Source organism: Lysobacter sp. 05T417 (genome assembly GCF_056396405.1).
In genome coordinates this window covers 468,004-483,715 of the sequence record NZ_JBFTLK010000002.1, presented here as the reverse complement: position 1 = coordinate 483,715, position 15,712 = coordinate 468,004, and the positions used below count along the sequence as shown (strand labels likewise).

General features: G+C 68.4%; 14 protein-coding genes. 7 read left to right on the top strand and 7 right to left on the bottom strand.

Annotation, left to right across the window (positions count from 1 at the left end):
- Nucleotides 1–122: 122 nt before the first annotated feature.
- A complete protein-coding gene (locus AC1DER_RS05520; RefSeq protein ID WP_477246510.1) occupies nt 123–983 on the bottom strand; it encodes a pirin family protein in 861 nt (286 codons plus the stop codon).
- A 97-nt stretch (nt 984–1,080) separates the two neighbouring features.
- Entirely contained in the window at nt 1,081–1,485 is a 405-nt protein-coding gene (locus AC1DER_RS05515; RefSeq protein WP_477246508.1) for a hypothetical protein, read from the bottom strand.
- 100 nt (nt 1,486–1,585) lie between these two features.
- Here AC1DER_RS05515 and AC1DER_RS05510 point away from each other — a divergent pair, with 100 nt between their 5' ends.
- On the top strand, nt 1,586–3,172 hold the full coding sequence (locus AC1DER_RS05510) for a phospholipase D family protein (protein ID WP_477246506.1): 1,587 nt from the start codon (nt 1,586–1,588) through the stop codon (nt 3,170–3,172).
- A 22-nt stretch (nt 3,173–3,194) separates the two neighbouring features.
- Here AC1DER_RS05510 and AC1DER_RS05505 read toward each other — a convergent pair whose 3' ends face one another.
- Together AC1DER_RS05505 and mfd are read right to left on the bottom strand one after the other, a co-directional pair.
- Nucleotides 3,195–3,722, bottom strand: coding sequence for a SixA phosphatase family protein (locus AC1DER_RS05505; protein ID WP_477246504.1), 528 nt, complete (start codon nt 3,720–3,722; stop codon nt 3,195–3,197).
- 69 nt (nt 3,723–3,791) lie between these two features.
- Nucleotides 3,792–7,289, bottom strand: coding sequence for a transcription-repair coupling factor (gene mfd, locus AC1DER_RS05500; RefSeq protein WP_477246502.1), 3,498 nt, complete (start codon nt 7,287–7,289; stop codon nt 3,792–3,794).
- Nucleotides 7,290–7,474: 185 nt separating this feature from the next.
- Here mfd and AC1DER_RS05495 point away from each other — a divergent pair, with 185 nt between their 5' ends.
- A complete protein-coding gene (locus tag AC1DER_RS05495; RefSeq protein ID WP_477246500.1) occupies nt 7,475–7,963 on the top strand; it encodes a MarR family winged helix-turn-helix transcriptional regulator in 489 nt (162 codons plus the stop codon).
- A 140-nt stretch (nt 7,964–8,103) separates the two neighbouring features.
- The gene (locus AC1DER_RS05490; RefSeq protein ID WP_441815038.1) at nt 8,104–8,529 is read left to right on the top strand and encodes an organic hydroperoxide resistance protein; all 426 of its coding nucleotides are present in this window, start codon (nt 8,104–8,106) and stop codon (nt 8,527–8,529) included.
- A 54-nt stretch (nt 8,530–8,583) separates the two neighbouring features.
- On the opposite strand, the gene AC1DER_RS05485 is transcribed toward AC1DER_RS05490, so the two are convergent.
- Nucleotides 8,584–9,633, bottom strand: a complete 1,050-nt coding sequence (locus tag AC1DER_RS05485) for a class I SAM-dependent methyltransferase (protein WP_477246498.1) — start codon at nt 9,631–9,633, stop codon at nt 8,584–8,586.
- Nucleotides 9,634–9,739: 106 nt separating this feature from the next.
- Nucleotides 9,740–10,291, bottom strand: coding sequence for a GNAT family N-acetyltransferase (locus tag AC1DER_RS05480; RefSeq protein ID WP_441815036.1), 552 nt, complete (start codon nt 10,289–10,291; stop codon nt 9,740–9,742).
- Between the two features lie 133 nt (nt 10,292–10,424).
- Between AC1DER_RS05480 and AC1DER_RS05475 the strand changes: the two genes are divergently transcribed.
- On the top strand, nt 10,425–10,775 hold the full coding sequence (locus AC1DER_RS05475; RefSeq protein ID WP_477246496.1) for an MmcQ/YjbR family DNA-binding protein: 351 nt from the start codon (nt 10,425–10,427) through the stop codon (nt 10,773–10,775).
- Nucleotides 10,776–10,931: 156 nt separating this feature from the next.
- A complete protein-coding gene (locus AC1DER_RS05470) occupies nt 10,932–11,843 on the top strand; it encodes a cation diffusion facilitator family transporter (protein ID WP_477246494.1) in 912 nt (303 codons plus the stop codon).
- 743 nt (nt 11,844–12,586) lie between these two features.
- Here AC1DER_RS05470 and AC1DER_RS05465 read toward each other — a convergent pair.
- A complete protein-coding gene (locus AC1DER_RS05465) occupies nt 12,587–13,447 on the bottom strand; it encodes a 23S rRNA (adenine(2030)-N(6))-methyltransferase RlmJ (protein ID WP_477246492.1) in 861 nt (286 codons plus the stop codon).
- 111 nt (nt 13,448–13,558) lie between these two features.
- Between AC1DER_RS05465 and creB the strand changes: the two genes are divergently transcribed.
- The gene (creB, locus tag AC1DER_RS05460) at nt 13,559–14,251 is read left to right on the top strand and encodes a two-component system response regulator CreB (RefSeq protein WP_477246490.1); all 693 of its coding nucleotides are present in this window, start codon (nt 13,559–13,561) and stop codon (nt 14,249–14,251) included.
- On the top strand, nt 14,248–15,675 hold the full coding sequence (gene creC, locus AC1DER_RS05455; protein ID WP_477246488.1) for a two-component system sensor histidine kinase CreC: 1,428 nt from the start codon (nt 14,248–14,250) through the stop codon (nt 15,673–15,675). The genes creB and creC overlap by 4 nt, the downstream gene beginning before the upstream one ends.
- Nucleotides 15,676–15,712: the final 37 nt, after the last annotated feature.

The following is a 15,712-nucleotide window of genomic DNA, read 5'->3' as shown; positions in this document are numbered from 1 at the left end:
GGGGTCGGCCGGGGGCAGTGGGGCCGCGAGGGGCGGGGAGTCGCCGGCCCTTGCGGGGCCTGGACCCCCGCCAGGAGGCCTCAACGCCTCGGCAGGGGGCCTCAACGCTCCGGCAGGGGGCCTCAACGCTCCGGGAGGGGGATGAACTCGTCGTCGCCGGGGACCTTCCCGAAGCGTCCCTCCTGCCAGTCCAGCTTGGCCTGCTCGATACGCTCCTTCGAGCTGGAGACGAAGTTCCACCACAGGTGGCGCGGCCCGTCCAGCGGCTCGCCACCCAGCAGCATGGCCTTGAGCGGCGTGCGCGCGCGCAGCCTGGGCCGGGTGCCCGGGTCGAGCACGACCAGGTGCATGGCCGGGATGTCGACCCCGTCGAGCTGGGCGTCTCCCTCCAGCACATACAGCGCCCGCTCGGCGTGGCCGTCGTCGAGTGCCAGTTCGGCGTCGGCATCCAGGTCGATGGCGACGTACAGCGTGTCGTTGTAGACCTTCACCGGCGATTCCTCGCCGTAGCCGCGGCCGGCGACGATGCGCAGCCAACTGCCGTCGCGACGCTGCTGCGGCAGCGCCGCGGATGGGTGATGGAAGAAGCCGGGTTCGGCTTCCTCATGCGCACGCGGCAGCGCCACCCAGGTCTGCATGCCGTGCAACGGATGGTCGTGCTCGCGCAGCGTCGCCGGGGTGCGTTCGGAGTGGGCGATGCCGCGTCCGGCGGTCATCCAGTTGACGTCGCCCGGGTTGATGTCCTGTTCGCTGCCGAGCGTGTCGCGGTGGGTGATCGAGCCCGACCACAGGAACGTCACCGTCGCCAGCCCGATGTGCGGGTGCGGCCGTACGTCGATGCCGCGGCCGGGTTCGAACACCGCCGGGCCCATGTGGTCGACGAACACGAACGGCCCGACCGAGCGGGCCTGGATGCTCGGCACGGCGCGCCGCACCTGGAATCCGCCGAGGTCGTGTACGCGCGGTGAGACGATCGTGGTCATGTCGTTCCTCGTCGTGATCGGAGCAGCTGGCAGCTTGGCATGCCAGGGCCGACGGCTGCGTTGCGTTTCGCGCAACAGCCCGTTGTGGCCGTCATCGCTACTGGCCGGTGGCGGCGCCGGCCTGGTCCAGGCGCAACGTCGCCGCCGGGGCGGCGCCACGTTGCAGGCCGACCAGCACCAGCGTCCATGGGCCCAGCGGTTGCGGCGCGGGATTGGCGGTGTGCAGGACGACCTGGAGCTGCTTGCCCGACTGTTCGAACACCAGCCGCACCTGCGCGTCGCCCGCCCAGACGCACTGCACATCCGGCGGGCAGCGCGAATCGCTGTCGACGCCGATGTAACGCAACGACGCCTGCTGCGGCAACGCGGCGCGGCCGCCGGGTTCCAGCGTGAATGGCTGGCTGGTCGACACCGGTGCGCCGGTGCGAACCGGGCTGCTGCAGCCGGCCAGGATGGCAGTCAGCGCGGTGGCGCTGGCGAACAGTTTCGTCAGGGGGCTCATGGCCGGCGATTGTAAGCGGCGATGTGAAGTGGCCGTGCAGGGGCCATGGCTAGAATCGTTTCGTGCCCGCCACCAGCGCCCTCCAAATGAGCACGAAGCCATGACCAGGACGCTGCGCTGGTTCGGGATCGCCGCGATTGCCCTGGTCGTGGCCTCGGCGCTGTCGGTCTTCAGCTATGGCCGCTTCGCCGCGTATGCCCGCGGCGAACCCTCGCAGGCCATTGCCGCCGATCGCATCGAGACGGCAGTGGACCGCGCGGTGGCGCCGATGACGCAGGCGCATCCGGGCGAAGCCGGGCTGTCGCTGATCACCGACAACCTCGATGCCTTCGCGGTGCGTGCGCTTGCCGCGCGTGCCGCCGGACGCAGCCTCGACCTGCAGTACTACATCTGGAAGCCGGACCTCACCGGCAACCTGATCATCCACGAAATCCTGCGCGCGGCCGATCGTGGCGTGCGCGTGCGCCTGCTGCTGGACGATCTCAACGCACACAAGAAGGACTCGCTGCTGGCCGCGCTGGACCAGCACCGCAACATCGAAGTGCGCATGTTCAATCCGTCGCGTGCGCGTGCATCGAGCTTCATGCGCGGCGTGGAGCTGCTGCTGCGCGGCTTCAGCCTCAACCGGCGCATGCACAACAAGGCGTGGATCGTCGACGGCAGGATCGCGGTGGTCGGCGGCCGCAACATCGGCGACGAATACTTCGGGGCCTCGCCGGAATCCAATTTCATGGATGCCGACCTGGCCGTGGTCGGGCCGCCTGTGCAGGAAACCGCCGCCATCTTCGACGCGTTCTGGAACAGCGCCTCGGCCATCCCGCTGGCGGCGCTGGTGGACAGCGACGAGCGTTCGCTGCAGCGGTTGCGTCGGATCATCGAACTCGATCGTGGCTCGCGCGATGCCCATCCCTATCTGGCAAGGTTGCGCCAGGCTCCGACCATCGGCGCACTGCTGCGCGGCGAGAAGCTGCCGCGCTGGACCCGCGACGCGCATGTCTACTCGGACCCGCCGGAAAAGGCCGAAGGCGCGCCGAGGAAGGCCTGGCTGGCCGACATCCTGATCCCGGCCGCGCTGGCCGCACGCAGCGAGCTGTTCTTCAGTTCTCCGTATTTCGTGCCCGGCGACCGGGGCGTTGCCGCGCTGGTCGCGCTGCGCAAGCGCGGCGTCCACGTCGGCGTGATCACCAACTCGCTGGCGGCCACCGACGTCACCGCCGTGCACGGCGGCTACGCGCCGTACCGGCTGCCGCTGCTCGAGGGTGGCATCGACGTGTTCGAGCTGATGGCCAACAGCGGCCAGGGCGGGCGGGTCGGTGGCATCGGCGGCATCGGCAGTGGCAGTGGCATCGGCTCCAGTGGCGCCAGCCTGCACACGAAGGCGTTCGTGGTCGACCGCAATGTCGGGTTCGTCGGTTCGTTCAACCTCGACCCGCGTTCGATCAACCTCAATACCGAGATGGGCATCCTCTTCAGCGACCGCCAGCTCGGCGCCGACATGCTGGCCAACTACAAGCTCAAGACCGGTCCACGCTACAGCTACCGGCTCTGGCTGCAGGACGGCGAACTGCGCTGGCGCGATGGCTCGACCGAGCCCGCGCGCGAGTGGACGCACGAGCCGGCCGTGGGCATGGGGCGAAGGATGGTCGCGCGCGTGATCGCCTGGCTGCCGGTGGAGTCGCAGCTGTAGGGCGGTGACGTTGCCGGGCCGACTACTGCCGGCCTTCCTCGAGCGTGGCCTTGCCGTCCGCACCGATCTGCACCGTTGTCAGGCGGTCGTACTCGGTCTCGCTCATCTCCGCCACGACGCAGTTGCACAACGCCGCGGCAATGCCCGGAATGGTGTTGCTGTGGCCGACCACGAGCACGGTGTCGCCGGCGTGTTCGCGCTGCAGCCGCGATGAAAGCTGGGCGGCGGGCTCCTTGGCGTCGTAGGCGGTAACTGCCAGCGCATGCCCGCGGGCCGTCGGCGCCGCGGTCTGCTGCGTGCGGCGATAGGCGGTCGAATAGACGGCGGCGAGCGGAACGTCGGCCAGTCGTGCCGCGAGCGCATCGGCGCGGGTCAGGCCGGCCGGTGTCAGCTCTGGGTCCTTCGACCCGTCCGCGACCTTTTCGGCGTGACGCACGAGGATGAAGGTGGTTGTCTTGGTCGCCGGCGGCGGTGCGCCCGCGCAGCCGCCGAGAAAGGCGAGCGCGAGCAGGACAGGAAGAGCGAACCGGACGGGCAGGGTGGGCTTCATCGTGCGATTCCGCGGATGGACTGCGCGCCACGATACCGCGAGGACGCTCAATCCTGCCCAGGCAGATCGTCAGGCCGGCTGCAATGCCGTCACTATCCCGCGCGCGGCAAGCAGCCGCGATTGCGCGTCCGGCAGCTCCAGCGTCATGCGCAGCTTGTCGGGCCCCTCCATCCGGTACAGCTTCGGCTGGCCCTGGATGAGCCTGATGATCGCCATCGGATCGACGTTGGGCTTCTCGACGAACTGCACGCGTCCGCCCTTCTCGCCCAGGTCGAGCTTGCGGATGCCCAGCGTCGTCGCCCTCTGTTTGAGCTCGGCGATCGCGAACAGATGCTTGGCCGCGTCGGGCAGCAGGCCGAAGCGGTCGATCATCTCGACCTGCAGTTCGCGCAGTTCGTCGGCATCGCGGGCACCGCTGATGCGCTTGTACAGCGTCAGGCGGGTGTGCACATCCGGCAGGTAGTCGTCCGGGATGAGCGCGGGCACGTGCAGTTCGACGTCGGCGCCGCGCGCCTGGCTGCCGTCCACGTCGGGCAGCTCGCCGCGCTTGATCGAGCGCACCGCACGTTCGAGCAGCTCGGTGTACAGGCTGAAGCCGACCTCGGCCATCTGCCCGCTCTGCTCCTCGCCCAGCAGCTCGCCGGCGCCGCGGATCTCCAGGTCGTGCGTGGCCAGGGTGAAGCCGGCGCCGAGCTCGTCCATTGCCGCGATCGCATCCAGGCGCTTGCGCGCATCGGCGGTGATCGACCTCTTGTCCGGCACCACCAGGTAGGCATAGGCGCGATGGTGCGAACGACCGACGCGGCCGCGCAGCTGGTGCAGCTGCGCCAGGCCGAACTTGTCGGCGCGGTTCATGATGATGGTGTTGGCGTTGGGGATGTCGATGCCCGATTCGATGATCGTCGTCGACAGCAGTACGTTGAAACGCTGCTTGTGGAAGTCGAGCATCACCCGCTCCAGTTCGCGCTCGGGCATCTGGCCGTGGGCCACGCCGATGCGCGCTTCCGGCACGAGGTCCTGTAGCTGGCGCTGCATGCGGCCGATGCTCTCGACGTCGTTGTGCAGGAAGTACACCTGGCCACCGCGCGACAGCTCGCGCTGGAATGCTTCGCGCAGCTGCGCGTCATCCCACGGCACCACGAAGGTCTGCACCGCCAGGCGGTGTGCCGGTGGCGTGGCGATGATCGACAGGTCGCGCAGGCCGGCCATGGCCATGTTGAGCGTGCGCGGGATGGGTGTGGCGGTCATCGTCAGGAGGTGGACGTTGGCGCGCAGCGCCTTCAGCGCTTCCTTCTGGCGCACGCCGAAGCGCTGTTCCTCGTCGACGATCACTGCGCCCAGGTCCTTGAAACGCACATCCGGTTGCAGCAGGCGATGGGTGCCGACGACGACATCGATCTTGCCCTCGGCGACCTTCTCGAGCTCGGCCTTGATCTCCTTGGCGGTCTTGAAGCGCGACAGCACCTCGACCTTGAGCGGCCAGTCGGCGAAGCGGTCGCGCATGGTGCGGTAGTGCTGTTCGGCCAGCAGCGTGGTCGGCACCAGCACGGCCACCTGCTTGCCGGCCGCGGCGGCGACGAAGGCCGCACGCACGGCGACCTCGGTCTTGCCGAAGCCGACGTCGCCGCAGATCACGCGGTCCATTGGCTGGCTGGAGCCCAGGTCGCGGATCACCGCTTCGATGGCCGAATGCTGGTCGGGCGTTTCCTCGAACGGGAATGCCGCCGCGAACGGTTCGTACATGCTGCGGTCGATGTCGATCGCAAGGCCGGCCCGGGCCTGGCGCTTGGCCTGGATCTCGAGCAGTTCGGCGGCGACATCGCGGACCTTTTCGGCGGCCTTGCGCTTGGCCTTGGTCCACTGCTCGCCACCCAGCGAATGCAGCGGCGCGGTTTCGTCCGAAGCGCCGGAGTAGCGGTTGATCAGGTGCAGCTGCGCGACCGGGACGTACAGGCGGTCGCCCTTGGCGTACTCGATCTCGAGGTACTCGCCTGGCAGGCCTCCGGCTTCCAGCGTGATCAGGCCGCGGTAACGACCGACGCCATGGTCCTCGTGCACGATCGGCGAGCCTTCGTTGAGTTCGCCCAGGTCGCGGATGATCGCCTCGGGCTCGCGACCGACCCTGCGGCGCCGGCGCGGCTGACTGGCGCGCTCGGGGAACAGCTGGCGCTCGGTGAGCACCGCGATGGGCGGTTCGCTGATCGCGAAGCCATCTTCCAGTGGCGCCACCGCAATGGCGAAGCGTGAAAGCCCCTCTCCCGCTCGCGCGAGAGGGGTTGCGGTGAGGGTCGGCGCAAACGCTGTCCACCCGGGGAGCACGTCCGGCCGCATCCCGGCCGCGTGCAACAGTTCCAGCAACGCTTCGCGCCGGCCGGCCGAATCGGCCGCGATCAGCACGCGGCCCGGATAGCTGCCAAGGAACGACTTGAGCGCATCGGCCGGGGCGTGGTCACGGGCTGCGATCGGCAAGGCCGGTGCCGGCTGGTCGCCCAGGGCTTGGGCACGCTCGCGCTGCGGATGGCCCTCACCGCAGACCTCGACGCGGTTGCCTTCGTTGAGACGCTCGCGCAGCGCGTTCGGGGCGAGATACAGCGCATCGGGAGGCAACAGCGGCCGTTCCAGATCGTGGCGGCGCTGCTCGTAGCGCTCGCCGGTGTTGGTCCAGAACTGCTCGGCTGCTTCGAATGCGCCGTCGCCGATCACCGGCAGCGTTTCGGCAGCGAGGTAATCGAACAGCGTCGCGGTCTTGTCGAAGAACAGCGGCAGGTAGTACTCGATGCCCGGCGGCGTCAGTCCGGCCTTGAGGTCCTGGTAGAGCGCGCTGCGGCGGGTGTCGAGGTCGAAGCGTTCGCGCAGGCTGTCGAGTGCGCGCTTGAGCGAGGCGTCATCGAGCGGCACCTCGCGGCCGGGCAGCAGATGCACCGAATCGATCTTGTCGAGCGAGCGCTGCGATTCCGGATCGAAAGCGCGGATGGTGTCGATCTCGTCGTCGAGCAGTTCGACGCGGAACGGTTGCTCGGCGCCCATCGGGTAGACATCGAGCAGGCCACCGCGCACGGCAAAGTCGCCCGGGTCGAGCACCTGCGGGACATGGCGGTAGCCGGCCGATTCCAGCCGGCGCTTTTCGGCGTCCAGGTCCAGGCGCTGGCCAACCTTGACGTCGAAACTTCCGCCGACGATGTGTTTGAGCGGTGCCAGGCGTTGCAGCAGGGTCTGCACCGGCACCACCACGATCCCGCGCTTGAGCGAGGGCAGGCGGTGCAGGGCGGACATGCGCTGGCTGACGATGTCGGGATGCGGGCTGAAGATGTCGTACGGCAGCGTTTCCCAGTCCGGGAACGCCAGCACCGGCAGCCCGGCCTGTCCGCCCAGCAGTGTTTGCAGGTCGGATTCGAGCTGGTGCGCGGTCTGGTTGTCGCGTGCGACCGCCAGCACCGGGCCGGCATGGGCAAGGGCGGCCGAAGCGATGTGGAAGGCCAGCGCCGACGGCGACGCCGGCGCACGCCACCAGGCGCGCGGCCGTCCCGCCTTGGGCAGGGGAGGGGTCGGGAAATCGGTCTTCGGCATCGGCGGGGGCGTCTCGAGCGAGAAAACGAATGCAGCGCCGGCAGCCATCGCCGCCAGCGCAAAGAGGCTGCATTTTACGTGAGTGGGACAGGCGGGGCCGGAAAAACGTCCCGGCACCACGGTATTCCGCCGCCGGCTGTAATTATCGCTTGCAATTAGATAGCGCGCTATGTAAATTGCGCCACATGAAGAGGGCCGCAGCCACCAGCAACAGACCCGGTGCCAAGGCGGGCGCGAAGACCGCCGCGCCGCAGACGCTCGACGCGCAGGTCTGCTTTGCCCTGTACTCGACCGGGCTGGCGCTGAACAAGGTCTACCGGCGCCTGCTCGGGCCACTCGGCCTGACCTATCCGCAGTACCTGGCGATGCTGGTGCTGTGGGAGCGCGACCAGGTCACCGTCAGCGAGATCGGCGAGCGCCTGTTCCTGGACTCGGCTACGCTCACGCCACTGCTCAAGCGGCTGCAGACGGCCGGCTGGATCACCCGCACGCGCGCCGCCGACGACGAGCGCCAGGTGATCATCGCCCTGACCGCCGAAGGCCGCGCACTCAAGGCCAAGGCGCGGGCCGTACCGGCAGACCTGCTGTGTGCCGCCGAATGCTCGCTCGACGAGATGGAATCGCTCCAGCAGCAACTCGAATCCCTTCGCGGGAGCCTGGCGAAGAACGCGTGAGCCTTCGCTTCCATGTCATATAGATAGCGCACTATCAAATAACACGCTAATCAACTCGCACCATGATGATCCAGCAAGTCTGTTCCATCGCCGGAAACGGCTTCCCCCAGCACCCCCAGCCCCCAACCAGGAGTCCTCCCATGTCCATCGACAAAGTCCTCTACACCGCCCACGCCACTGTCACCGGCGGCCGCGACGGCCGTGCCATCTCGTCCGACAACGTGCTCGACATCAAGCTGACCACGCCGCGCGAACTCGGCGGCGCCGGCGGCGACGGCACCAATCCCGAGCAGCTGTTCGCGGCGGGCTATTCGGCCTGCTTCATCGGCGCGCTGAAGGTGGTTGCCGGGCGCGAGAAGATCGCGTTTCCGGCCGACGCCAGCATCGAAGGCAGTGTCGGCATCGGCCCGAAGGGCCAGGCGTTCGGCATCCAGGCCGAGCTGAAGATCTCGCTGCCGGGCCTGCCGCGCGAGCAGGCAGAAGCGCTGATCGAAAAGGCCCACCAGGTCTGCCCGTACTCCAACGCGACCCGCGGCAACATCGACGTCACGCTGACCCTGGTCTGAGGCCAGGTGCTGCGCAGGAGCCGGTTCGCCGGCTCCTGCATGCAGCAAGGCAGGTCAGGGCCGCGCCTCGAGCACGAGGTTGAACGGCGTCTGCGTGGCCCGGCGGAACTGCCTGAAGCCGGCTTCTTCCAGCACGGCGCGCAAACGGGCTTCACCGGCCTGCGCACCGAGCGCGGGGCCATTGCGCGCCAGCGACACCGGCACGCAGATCTGCGAAGACGCACCGTAATAGACACGCCCCACCGGGTTGAGGTTGTCCTCGACGCTGTCGCCGGCGAACGGTTCCACCAGCAAGCAGGTGCCGTCGGGCTTGAGCGCATGCAGGGCATGGCGCGCCGCGCCCACGGGGTCGGCCATGTCGTGCAGGCAGTCGAAGAAGGCGATCAGGTCGAAGTGGTTGCCGCTGTAGCTGGTGGCGTCGGCCACCTCGAAGTAGGCGTTGTCGACCCGCGCCTGGCGGGCCCGTTCGCTTGCCACTTCTATCGAGCCTGGGTGGTAGTCGTAGCCGATGAAGCTCGACTTCGGAAATGCCTGCGCCATCAGCGTGGTGCTGGCGCCATGCCCGCAACCGACATCCGCGGCCTTGCCGCCGGCCTTGAGCTTTTCCAGCACGCCGTCCAGCGCCGGCAGCCAGCTGGTGATCAGGTTGGCGTTGTAGCCGGCACGGAAGAAGCGCTCGGTGCCGTGGAACAGGCACGGGTGGTGTTCGCCCCATTCCATGCCCTTGCCGGTGCGGAAGTTTTCCTTGGTCCGCTCCAGCGCATGGAACGTGGCCTCGACCAGCGAGTAGGCGCCGGGAAGATCGACCGGGCCGCCGGGGTCGGCCAGGCACAGGGCCTGTTCTGGATTGAGTGAATAGGTGTCGGCGGCCGCGTCGTACTCGACATAACCGCCTGCGGCCTGGTTGCCGAGCCACTCGCGCACGTAGCGCTCGTTGGTGTCGGTTTCCGCGGCCAGTTGCACCGAGGTCAGGGGGCGTTTCGCCAGCGCCCGGTACAGGCCGAGCTGGTCGCCGACCAGCATCAGGGTGGCGCTGATCGCCGCGCCAAGGTCACCCACGGCGTGGCCCAGGAACTGGTTGAGGCGTTCTTCGTTTACGGTCATGGCAGCGTCCGGAAGGTGGGGTCCTTCCATGGACGCGCGGCAGCACCCTGCCGCAGGCCCCCCAACCAAAGAATTCAACGCGGCAACGCCGGCCCGGCGGACAACCTCAGGCCTTGCGCGTCTTCAGGTCCAGTGCGACCCGGATCAGGCCGGGCGCGTCCTGCTGGAACTCGCGCTGGAAGCCCAGCGACTCGGCCAGGGCCAGCATGGCCTGGTTGTGCTCGAAGACATCGCCATAGACCCGGTCGAGCTTTTTGCCGCGGGCCCATTTCACCAGCCGCGTCATCAGGTAGCGCCCCAGGCCCATGCCGGCGACGTAGTGGCTGACCAGGATGGCGAAGTCGGCGTCCTTCCCGTTCTCGTCGATGGCGATGCGCGCCACCGCGCCGACCAGCGCCTCGCCCGGCGGCAGCGGCTCGGCCGCGACCAGGGCGAACTCGGTCTTGGGGTTGATCCGCGTCATCCGGTCGGCCATGTCCGTCGTGAGCTCCTTGAGCGCATACAGGAAGCGCTGGCGGACCTCTTCGGGCTCGAGCAGGGAGAAGCTCGCGCGGATGGGTTCGGCGTCTTCGGGCCGAATCGGGCGTATGAGCACTTCGCGGCCGTTGGGAAGCCGCATTCTTTCGTGCCAGGGCGGTAGTCGTTCGCGCGCGGCCATGGACGGATATTGGCACACTTCCCCGCAGAGGCGTATTCACAATCTTCACAAGGACGCCCCCGACGGGGGCCGTTCATCGGATGGCCGCCTGTGGATTGCAGGCGGGCAAAATGTTCGGGCAGGGGAGCAGGAAATGAATGAAGACACGGTGCGGGGCTGGCTGGCGCAATGGCCGGGAGTCGAGGAGTCGGTGAAATGGGAGGATGACCTGGTCTTCTCGGTTGCCGGCAAGATGTTCTGCGTGATCTGCCTGCGCGGCCCGAAGGCCGGCAGCATGAGCTTCAAGGTCGAGGACGAGCGGTTCCTGGAGCTGACCGAGCGGCCCGGCTTCATCCCGGCGCCGTACCTGGCCCGGGCGCACTGGGTCCACATCGAGCAGCCCAAGCCGGTGCCCGCCGCGGAGCTGCGCGACCTGGTCCGCCGCAGCTACGAGCTGGTCCGCGAGAAGCTGCCCAAGCGCACCCAGCGCGAACTGGCGGATTGACCATCGAGCGCGATAGACCAGCGAGGGTGATCGCCGCGTGTGATCGCTGCCGGTAATCGGCGCCGGCACGGCGCCGCATGCGCCGGGCCGGCAATGGGCCGATGCTAGACTCGCGCGGCGTGGTTTCGGCGCGCAGCGACAACACAAGGAAGGCTCATGGCAGGTGGTGGTGATTCGACCCGCGCGATCCTGTTCGCGCTGGGCGCCAATTTCGCGATCGCGGTCGCCAAGGGCGTGGCTGCGTTCTTCACCGGCTCCAGCGCGATGCTGGCCGAGACCGTGCATTCGCTCGCCGACTGCGGCAACCAGCTGCTGTTGTTGCTCGGCCTGCGCCAGGCCTCCAAGCCGCCGTCGCCGGACTATCCGCTCGGCTATGGCAAGGCGATCTACTTCTGGTCGTTCCTGGTGGCGGTGATGCTGTTCACCGTCGGCGGCATGTTCTCGCTGTACGAGGGCATCCATAAACTGCAGAACCCGGAGCCGATCAAGCACTGGTACTGGGCCGCAGGCGTGCTGACGTTCGGCATCATCGCCGAGGCCGTGTCGATGCGCGCGTGCCTGTTCGAGGTCAATAAGGCGCGCGGCGATCGCAGCCTGTGGCAATGGTTCCGCGAGAGCCGCCAGGCCGAACTGGTGGTGATCTTCGGCGAGGACCTGGCGGCGCTGTTCGGCCTGGTGTTCGCGCTGATTGCGGTGCTGCTGGCCGCGGTCACCGGCAACCCGCTGTGGGACGCGATCGGCACGATCACGATTGGCGCTTTGCTGATCGTCGTCGCGGTGTTCGTGGCAATCGAAGTCAAGGCGATGCTGATCGGCCAGAGTGTCGACCCGGCGCGACAGAAGCAGATCCGCGAGTTCCTCGATGCGCGTCCGGAGATCGCGCGCGTGATCAGCCTGATCACGCTGCAACTGGGCAACGAGGTGCTGGTGTCGGTGCAGGCGCAGATGCGCGAAGAGCACAGCGTGTTGGCGCTGACCGACCAGATCAACACGGTCGAGCGCGCGCTGAAGCAAAGCTTCCCGGAAGTGCGCTGGAGCTTCTTCGAGCCGGACCACAAGGCGGTCTGAGTTTCCGGCCGTCATCCCGTCCGTCATCCCGGCGGTCATTCCGGCGAAAGCTGGGATCCATCTTGATCGTCGCTGTTACGCCTCGCTGCCTTCGGAGCGGCGCCGCCCACCACGCTGGGGATTGCCCCGCCCCTTGGTTGGACATCCATGTCCAATGCGGGGCGCGGGACATCCGCTGCGGGGCAATCCCCAGCGCGGTGGACGACGCTCGGGCATTTATTTCACTGTCTCCGGCGTCCCTCACCCCAACCCCTCTCCCGCAAACGGGAGAGGGGCTCACCGTCACTCCCCGCGGAGTCGCGAACTTGGTGACGTTGCTCCAGGTCCGTCATTCCCGCGAAGGCGGGAACCCAGTGACGTTGCTTCTAGCTGCCCGTCATCCCCGCGAAGGCGGGGATCCATGGGCGTTGCGTTGCCTGTGCAACCGCAAATTGTTCTGGGCCCGCCGCACGTCCATGGGTTCCCGCCTTCGCGGGAACGACGCGCAAAAGCCGCAGACCATGAAACGAATTGCCGAGGCGTCGTTCACCGCGCCGGGGATTGCGTAGCAGCGGGACATGGATGTCCCGCGCCCCGCATCGGACAAGGATGTCCGACTAAGGGGCGGAGCAATCCCCGGCGTGGTGGACGGCGCCGTTCCGCAGCACGCGACGCGCGACAGTCGCAAACGCCGTAACAGCCGCAATCAAGCAAGTTGGATCCCGGCGTTCGCTGGGATGACGGACCGTGCAAAAAGGCGAGACCTAGTCCGCCCGCACCAGCCAGTCCACGCGGCTGGCCGCGCCCGGACCTTCGCCGAGCACCTTGGCCAGCAAGGGCAGCGCACCGGCCAGCGTCTGGTCGAGCTGCCACGGCGGGTTGAGCACCAGCAGGCCGCTGCCGTTCATGCGCAGCGGCGAATCGTCGGCGCGCACCTGCAGCTCGGCCACGAACGACGACTTCGCAGGGATCGCCGCCGCGCGGCGGTAGAACGGCTGAAGCGCACGGCGCAGCTTGATTGGGTACCACAGCGCGAACGTGCCCTGCGGCCAGCGGGCGATGCCGTCGCGAAGCGCCGCGATGGCCGTGTCGAATTCTTCCAGCTGCGCCTCGTAGGGCGGATCGATCAGCACCAGCCCACGGTTGTAGCGCGTCTCGCCGATGCGCGCCGGCAGCATCGCCTTCATCGCCGCGTAACCGTCGCGGGCATGCACGGCCACGCGCGGATCGCGTTCGAACACCGCCTTCAGCTGACCCGCTTCCTCCGGCTGCAGCTCGCAGGCGGCGATGCGGTCCTGCTCGCGCAAGGCATGGGCGAGCAGCCACGGCGAACCGGGGTAGCTGGCCTGGCCATGATCGTGGCGGCAGGCACGGATCGCCGCCAGGTAACGGGCGATGGCCGGGTGCTTGGGCGCTTCGGCGATCAGCCGGCCGATGCCGCCTTCGGCCTCGCCGGTGCGCTGCGCCGAATTGCTGTCGAGCGCGTACAGGCCACGGCCGGCATGGGTATCGAGTGCGAACACCGGCGCCGGCTTGGCGACCAGCGCGTCGCAGATCGCCAGCAGCACGATGTGCTTGAGCACGTCGGCATGGTTGCCGGCGTGGAACGCGTGACGGTAATTCATGGGGCACGGGGGAGCGGGGACCCGCACAATCTACACGCACCCGCCGTTACGGGCGCGGCGAGGGGGCTGCTACGCTTGCCCGACACGCCCCGGGTTTGCCACCGCCGCCCCATGCACATCCTGCTGGTAGAAGACGAACCCACCATCGCCGACATCGTCGTGCATGCCCTGCGCACGGACGGATTCGAGGCGTCGCACTGCCTCACCGGCCGCGATGCGCTGGCCCTGGCGCGCACCGAGCACTTCGACCTGGCGGTGCTCGATGTCGGCCTGCCCGACATCGGTGGCTTCGCGCTGTGTCGCGAGCTGCGCCGCGGTCGCGACCTGCCGGTGATCTTCCTGACCGCCCACAACGCCGAAGCCGAACGCATCCTCGGCCTGGAAATCGGCGGCGACGACTACGTGACCAAGCCCTTCTCACCGCGCGAACTGGTCGCCCGCGTGCGGGTGGTGCTGCGCCGCATGCACCACGACGCGCCAACGGCGACCACAGGCTTCGTCCACGACGCGGAAGGCAAGCGCATCACCTACCGCCGCCACCTGCTCCACCTGACGCGTTACGAGTACGGGTTGCTGGCCGCGCTGCTGCAGCGGCCGGGCGCGGTGCTGTCGCGCACGCAGTTGATGGACCGGGTCTGGGGCGACGCCATGGACAGCAGCGATCGCACCGTCGACACCCATATCAAGACCTTGCGGGCAAAGCTGCGCGACGTCGCGCCCGATGCCGACCCGATCCGCACCCATCGCGGCCTCGGCTACTCGCTGGAGGCCGACGCCACCATTGCCGGTACAGCACACGAATGAAGATCGGCCTGCGGATCTTCCTCGGTTACTTCCTGATCGTCGCGCTGGCGGGTCTGCTGCTGGCGCAGGTGTTCGTCGCCGAGGTCAAACCGGGCGTGCGCCAGGCAATGGAAGACACCCTGGTCGACACCGCCAACGTCCTCGCCGAGCTCGCCAGCGACGACTTCATCGCCGGCCGCATCGATGACGGCGACTTCGCCCGGCGGGTGCGGGCGATGGCGCGACGCGACTACGGCGCCAGGATCTGGGGCTTCGGCAAGCGCTCCTCGCAGTACCGCATCTACGTCACCGACGCCCGTGGCATCGTCGTGTTCGACAGCAGCGGTCGCGACGTCGGCGCCGATTACTCGCGCTGGAACGATGTCTACCTGACCCTGCGCGGTCGCTACGGCGCCCGCTCCACCCGCAGCCAGTATTCCAGTCCCGACTCGACCGTCATGCATGTCGCGGCACCGATCCGCGACGGCCACGGCAAGGTGATCGGCGTGCTGACGGTGGCCAAGCCCAACAGCGCGATCGAGCCGTTCATCGCGCGCAGCCAGGGCGTGGTGCTGCGCTGGGGCGCATTGCTGCTGGGCGTGTCGTTGCTGGTGGGGTTGATCGCCGCGTGGTGGCTGTCGCGCCAGCTTGGCCAGTTGCGCCGCTACGCCAATGGCGTCACGGCTGGTGAGCGCGTCACCTTGCCCGATGCCGCCGGCGAATTCGGCGACCTCGGCCAGGCGCTGGAAACCATGCGTGCGCGCCTGGAAGGCAAGCAGTACGTCGAGCAGTACGTGCACACCTTGACGCACGAGATGAAGAGCCCGCTGGCGGCGATCCGCGGCAGCGCCGAACTGCTCGAGGGGCCGCTCGAGGAGGCCGACCGCATCCGCTTTGCCGCCGCCATCCGCGGCCAGAGTGATCGCCTGGCGCAGATGATCGACAAGATGCTGGCGCTGGCTGCGGTCGAACATCGCCAGCGCCTGGAGCAGCCCGAGCCGGTGGAGCTGGCGGCACTGGCGGACGAGGCGGTCGCGCAGTGCGCGACGCGGCTGGCGCGGGCCGGAGTCGCGCTGGACGTCGACCTGCAGGCCGGTCTGCCATCGCTGCAGGGCGATCCGTTCCTGCTGCGCCAGGCGTTGATCAACCTGATCGAGAACGCGGCCGATTTCGCCCCGGCAGGCAGTCGCATCGAGCTGGTGCTGCAGCGCGAAGGCGAGCGCCAGGTGCTGGAGGTACGCGACCGTGGCGCCGGCATTCCCGACTACGCACAGGGCCGCGTGTTCGAGCGCTTCTACTCACTGCCGCGGCCGGGCAACGGCAGTCGCAGCAGCGGCCTGGGGTTGTGCTTCGTCGCCGAGGTGGCGACGCTGCACGGCGGCGAGGCGACGCTGCGCAATCGCGACGGCGGTGGCGCGGTGGCACGCCTGGTGCTGCCGGGCTGACGCCGCGACTTCACCGCTCACGTCACGGCTCACTTCA

Bases quoted from the DNA above. Each gene is read 5' to 3' on its own strand.
- AC1DER_RS05520 (WP_477246510.1), bottom strand. From the start codon at position 983: ATGACCACGATCGTCTCACCGCGCGTACACGACCTCGGCGGATTCCAG.
- AC1DER_RS05515 (WP_477246508.1), bottom strand. From the start codon at position 1,485: ATGAGCCCCCTGACGAAACTGTTCGCCAGCGCCACCGCGCTGACTGCC.
- AC1DER_RS05510 (WP_477246506.1), top strand. From the start codon at position 1,586: ATGACCAGGACGCTGCGCTGGTTCGGGATCGCCGCGATTGCCCTGGTC.
- AC1DER_RS05505 (WP_477246504.1), bottom strand. From the start codon at position 3,722: ATGAAGCCCACCCTGCCCGTCCGGTTCGCTCTTCCTGTCCTGCTCGCG.
- mfd (WP_477246502.1), bottom strand. From the start codon at position 7,289: ATGCCGAAGACCGATTTCCCGACCCCTCCCCTGCCCAAGGCGGGACGG.
- AC1DER_RS05495 (WP_477246500.1), top strand. From the start codon at position 7,475: ATGAAGAGGGCCGCAGCCACCAGCAACAGACCCGGTGCCAAGGCGGGC.
- AC1DER_RS05490 (WP_441815038.1), top strand. From the start codon at position 8,104: ATGTCCATCGACAAAGTCCTCTACACCGCCCACGCCACTGTCACCGGC.
- AC1DER_RS05485 (WP_477246498.1), bottom strand. From the start codon at position 9,633: ATGACCGTAAACGAAGAACGCCTCAACCAGTTCCTGGGCCACGCCGTG.
- AC1DER_RS05480 (WP_441815036.1), bottom strand. From the start codon at position 10,291: ATGGCCGCGCGCGAACGACTACCGCCCTGGCACGAAAGAATGCGGCTT.
- AC1DER_RS05475 (WP_477246496.1), top strand. From the start codon at position 10,425: ATGAATGAAGACACGGTGCGGGGCTGGCTGGCGCAATGGCCGGGAGTC.
- AC1DER_RS05470 (WP_477246494.1), top strand. From the start codon at position 10,932: ATGGCAGGTGGTGGTGATTCGACCCGCGCGATCCTGTTCGCGCTGGGC.
- AC1DER_RS05465 (WP_477246492.1), bottom strand. From the start codon at position 13,447: ATGAATTACCGTCACGCGTTCCACGCCGGCAACCATGCCGACGTGCTC.
- creB (WP_477246490.1), top strand. From the start codon at position 13,559: ATGCACATCCTGCTGGTAGAAGACGAACCCACCATCGCCGACATCGTC.
- creC (WP_477246488.1), top strand. From the start codon at position 14,248: ATGAAGATCGGCCTGCGGATCTTCCTCGGTTACTTCCTGATCGTCGCG.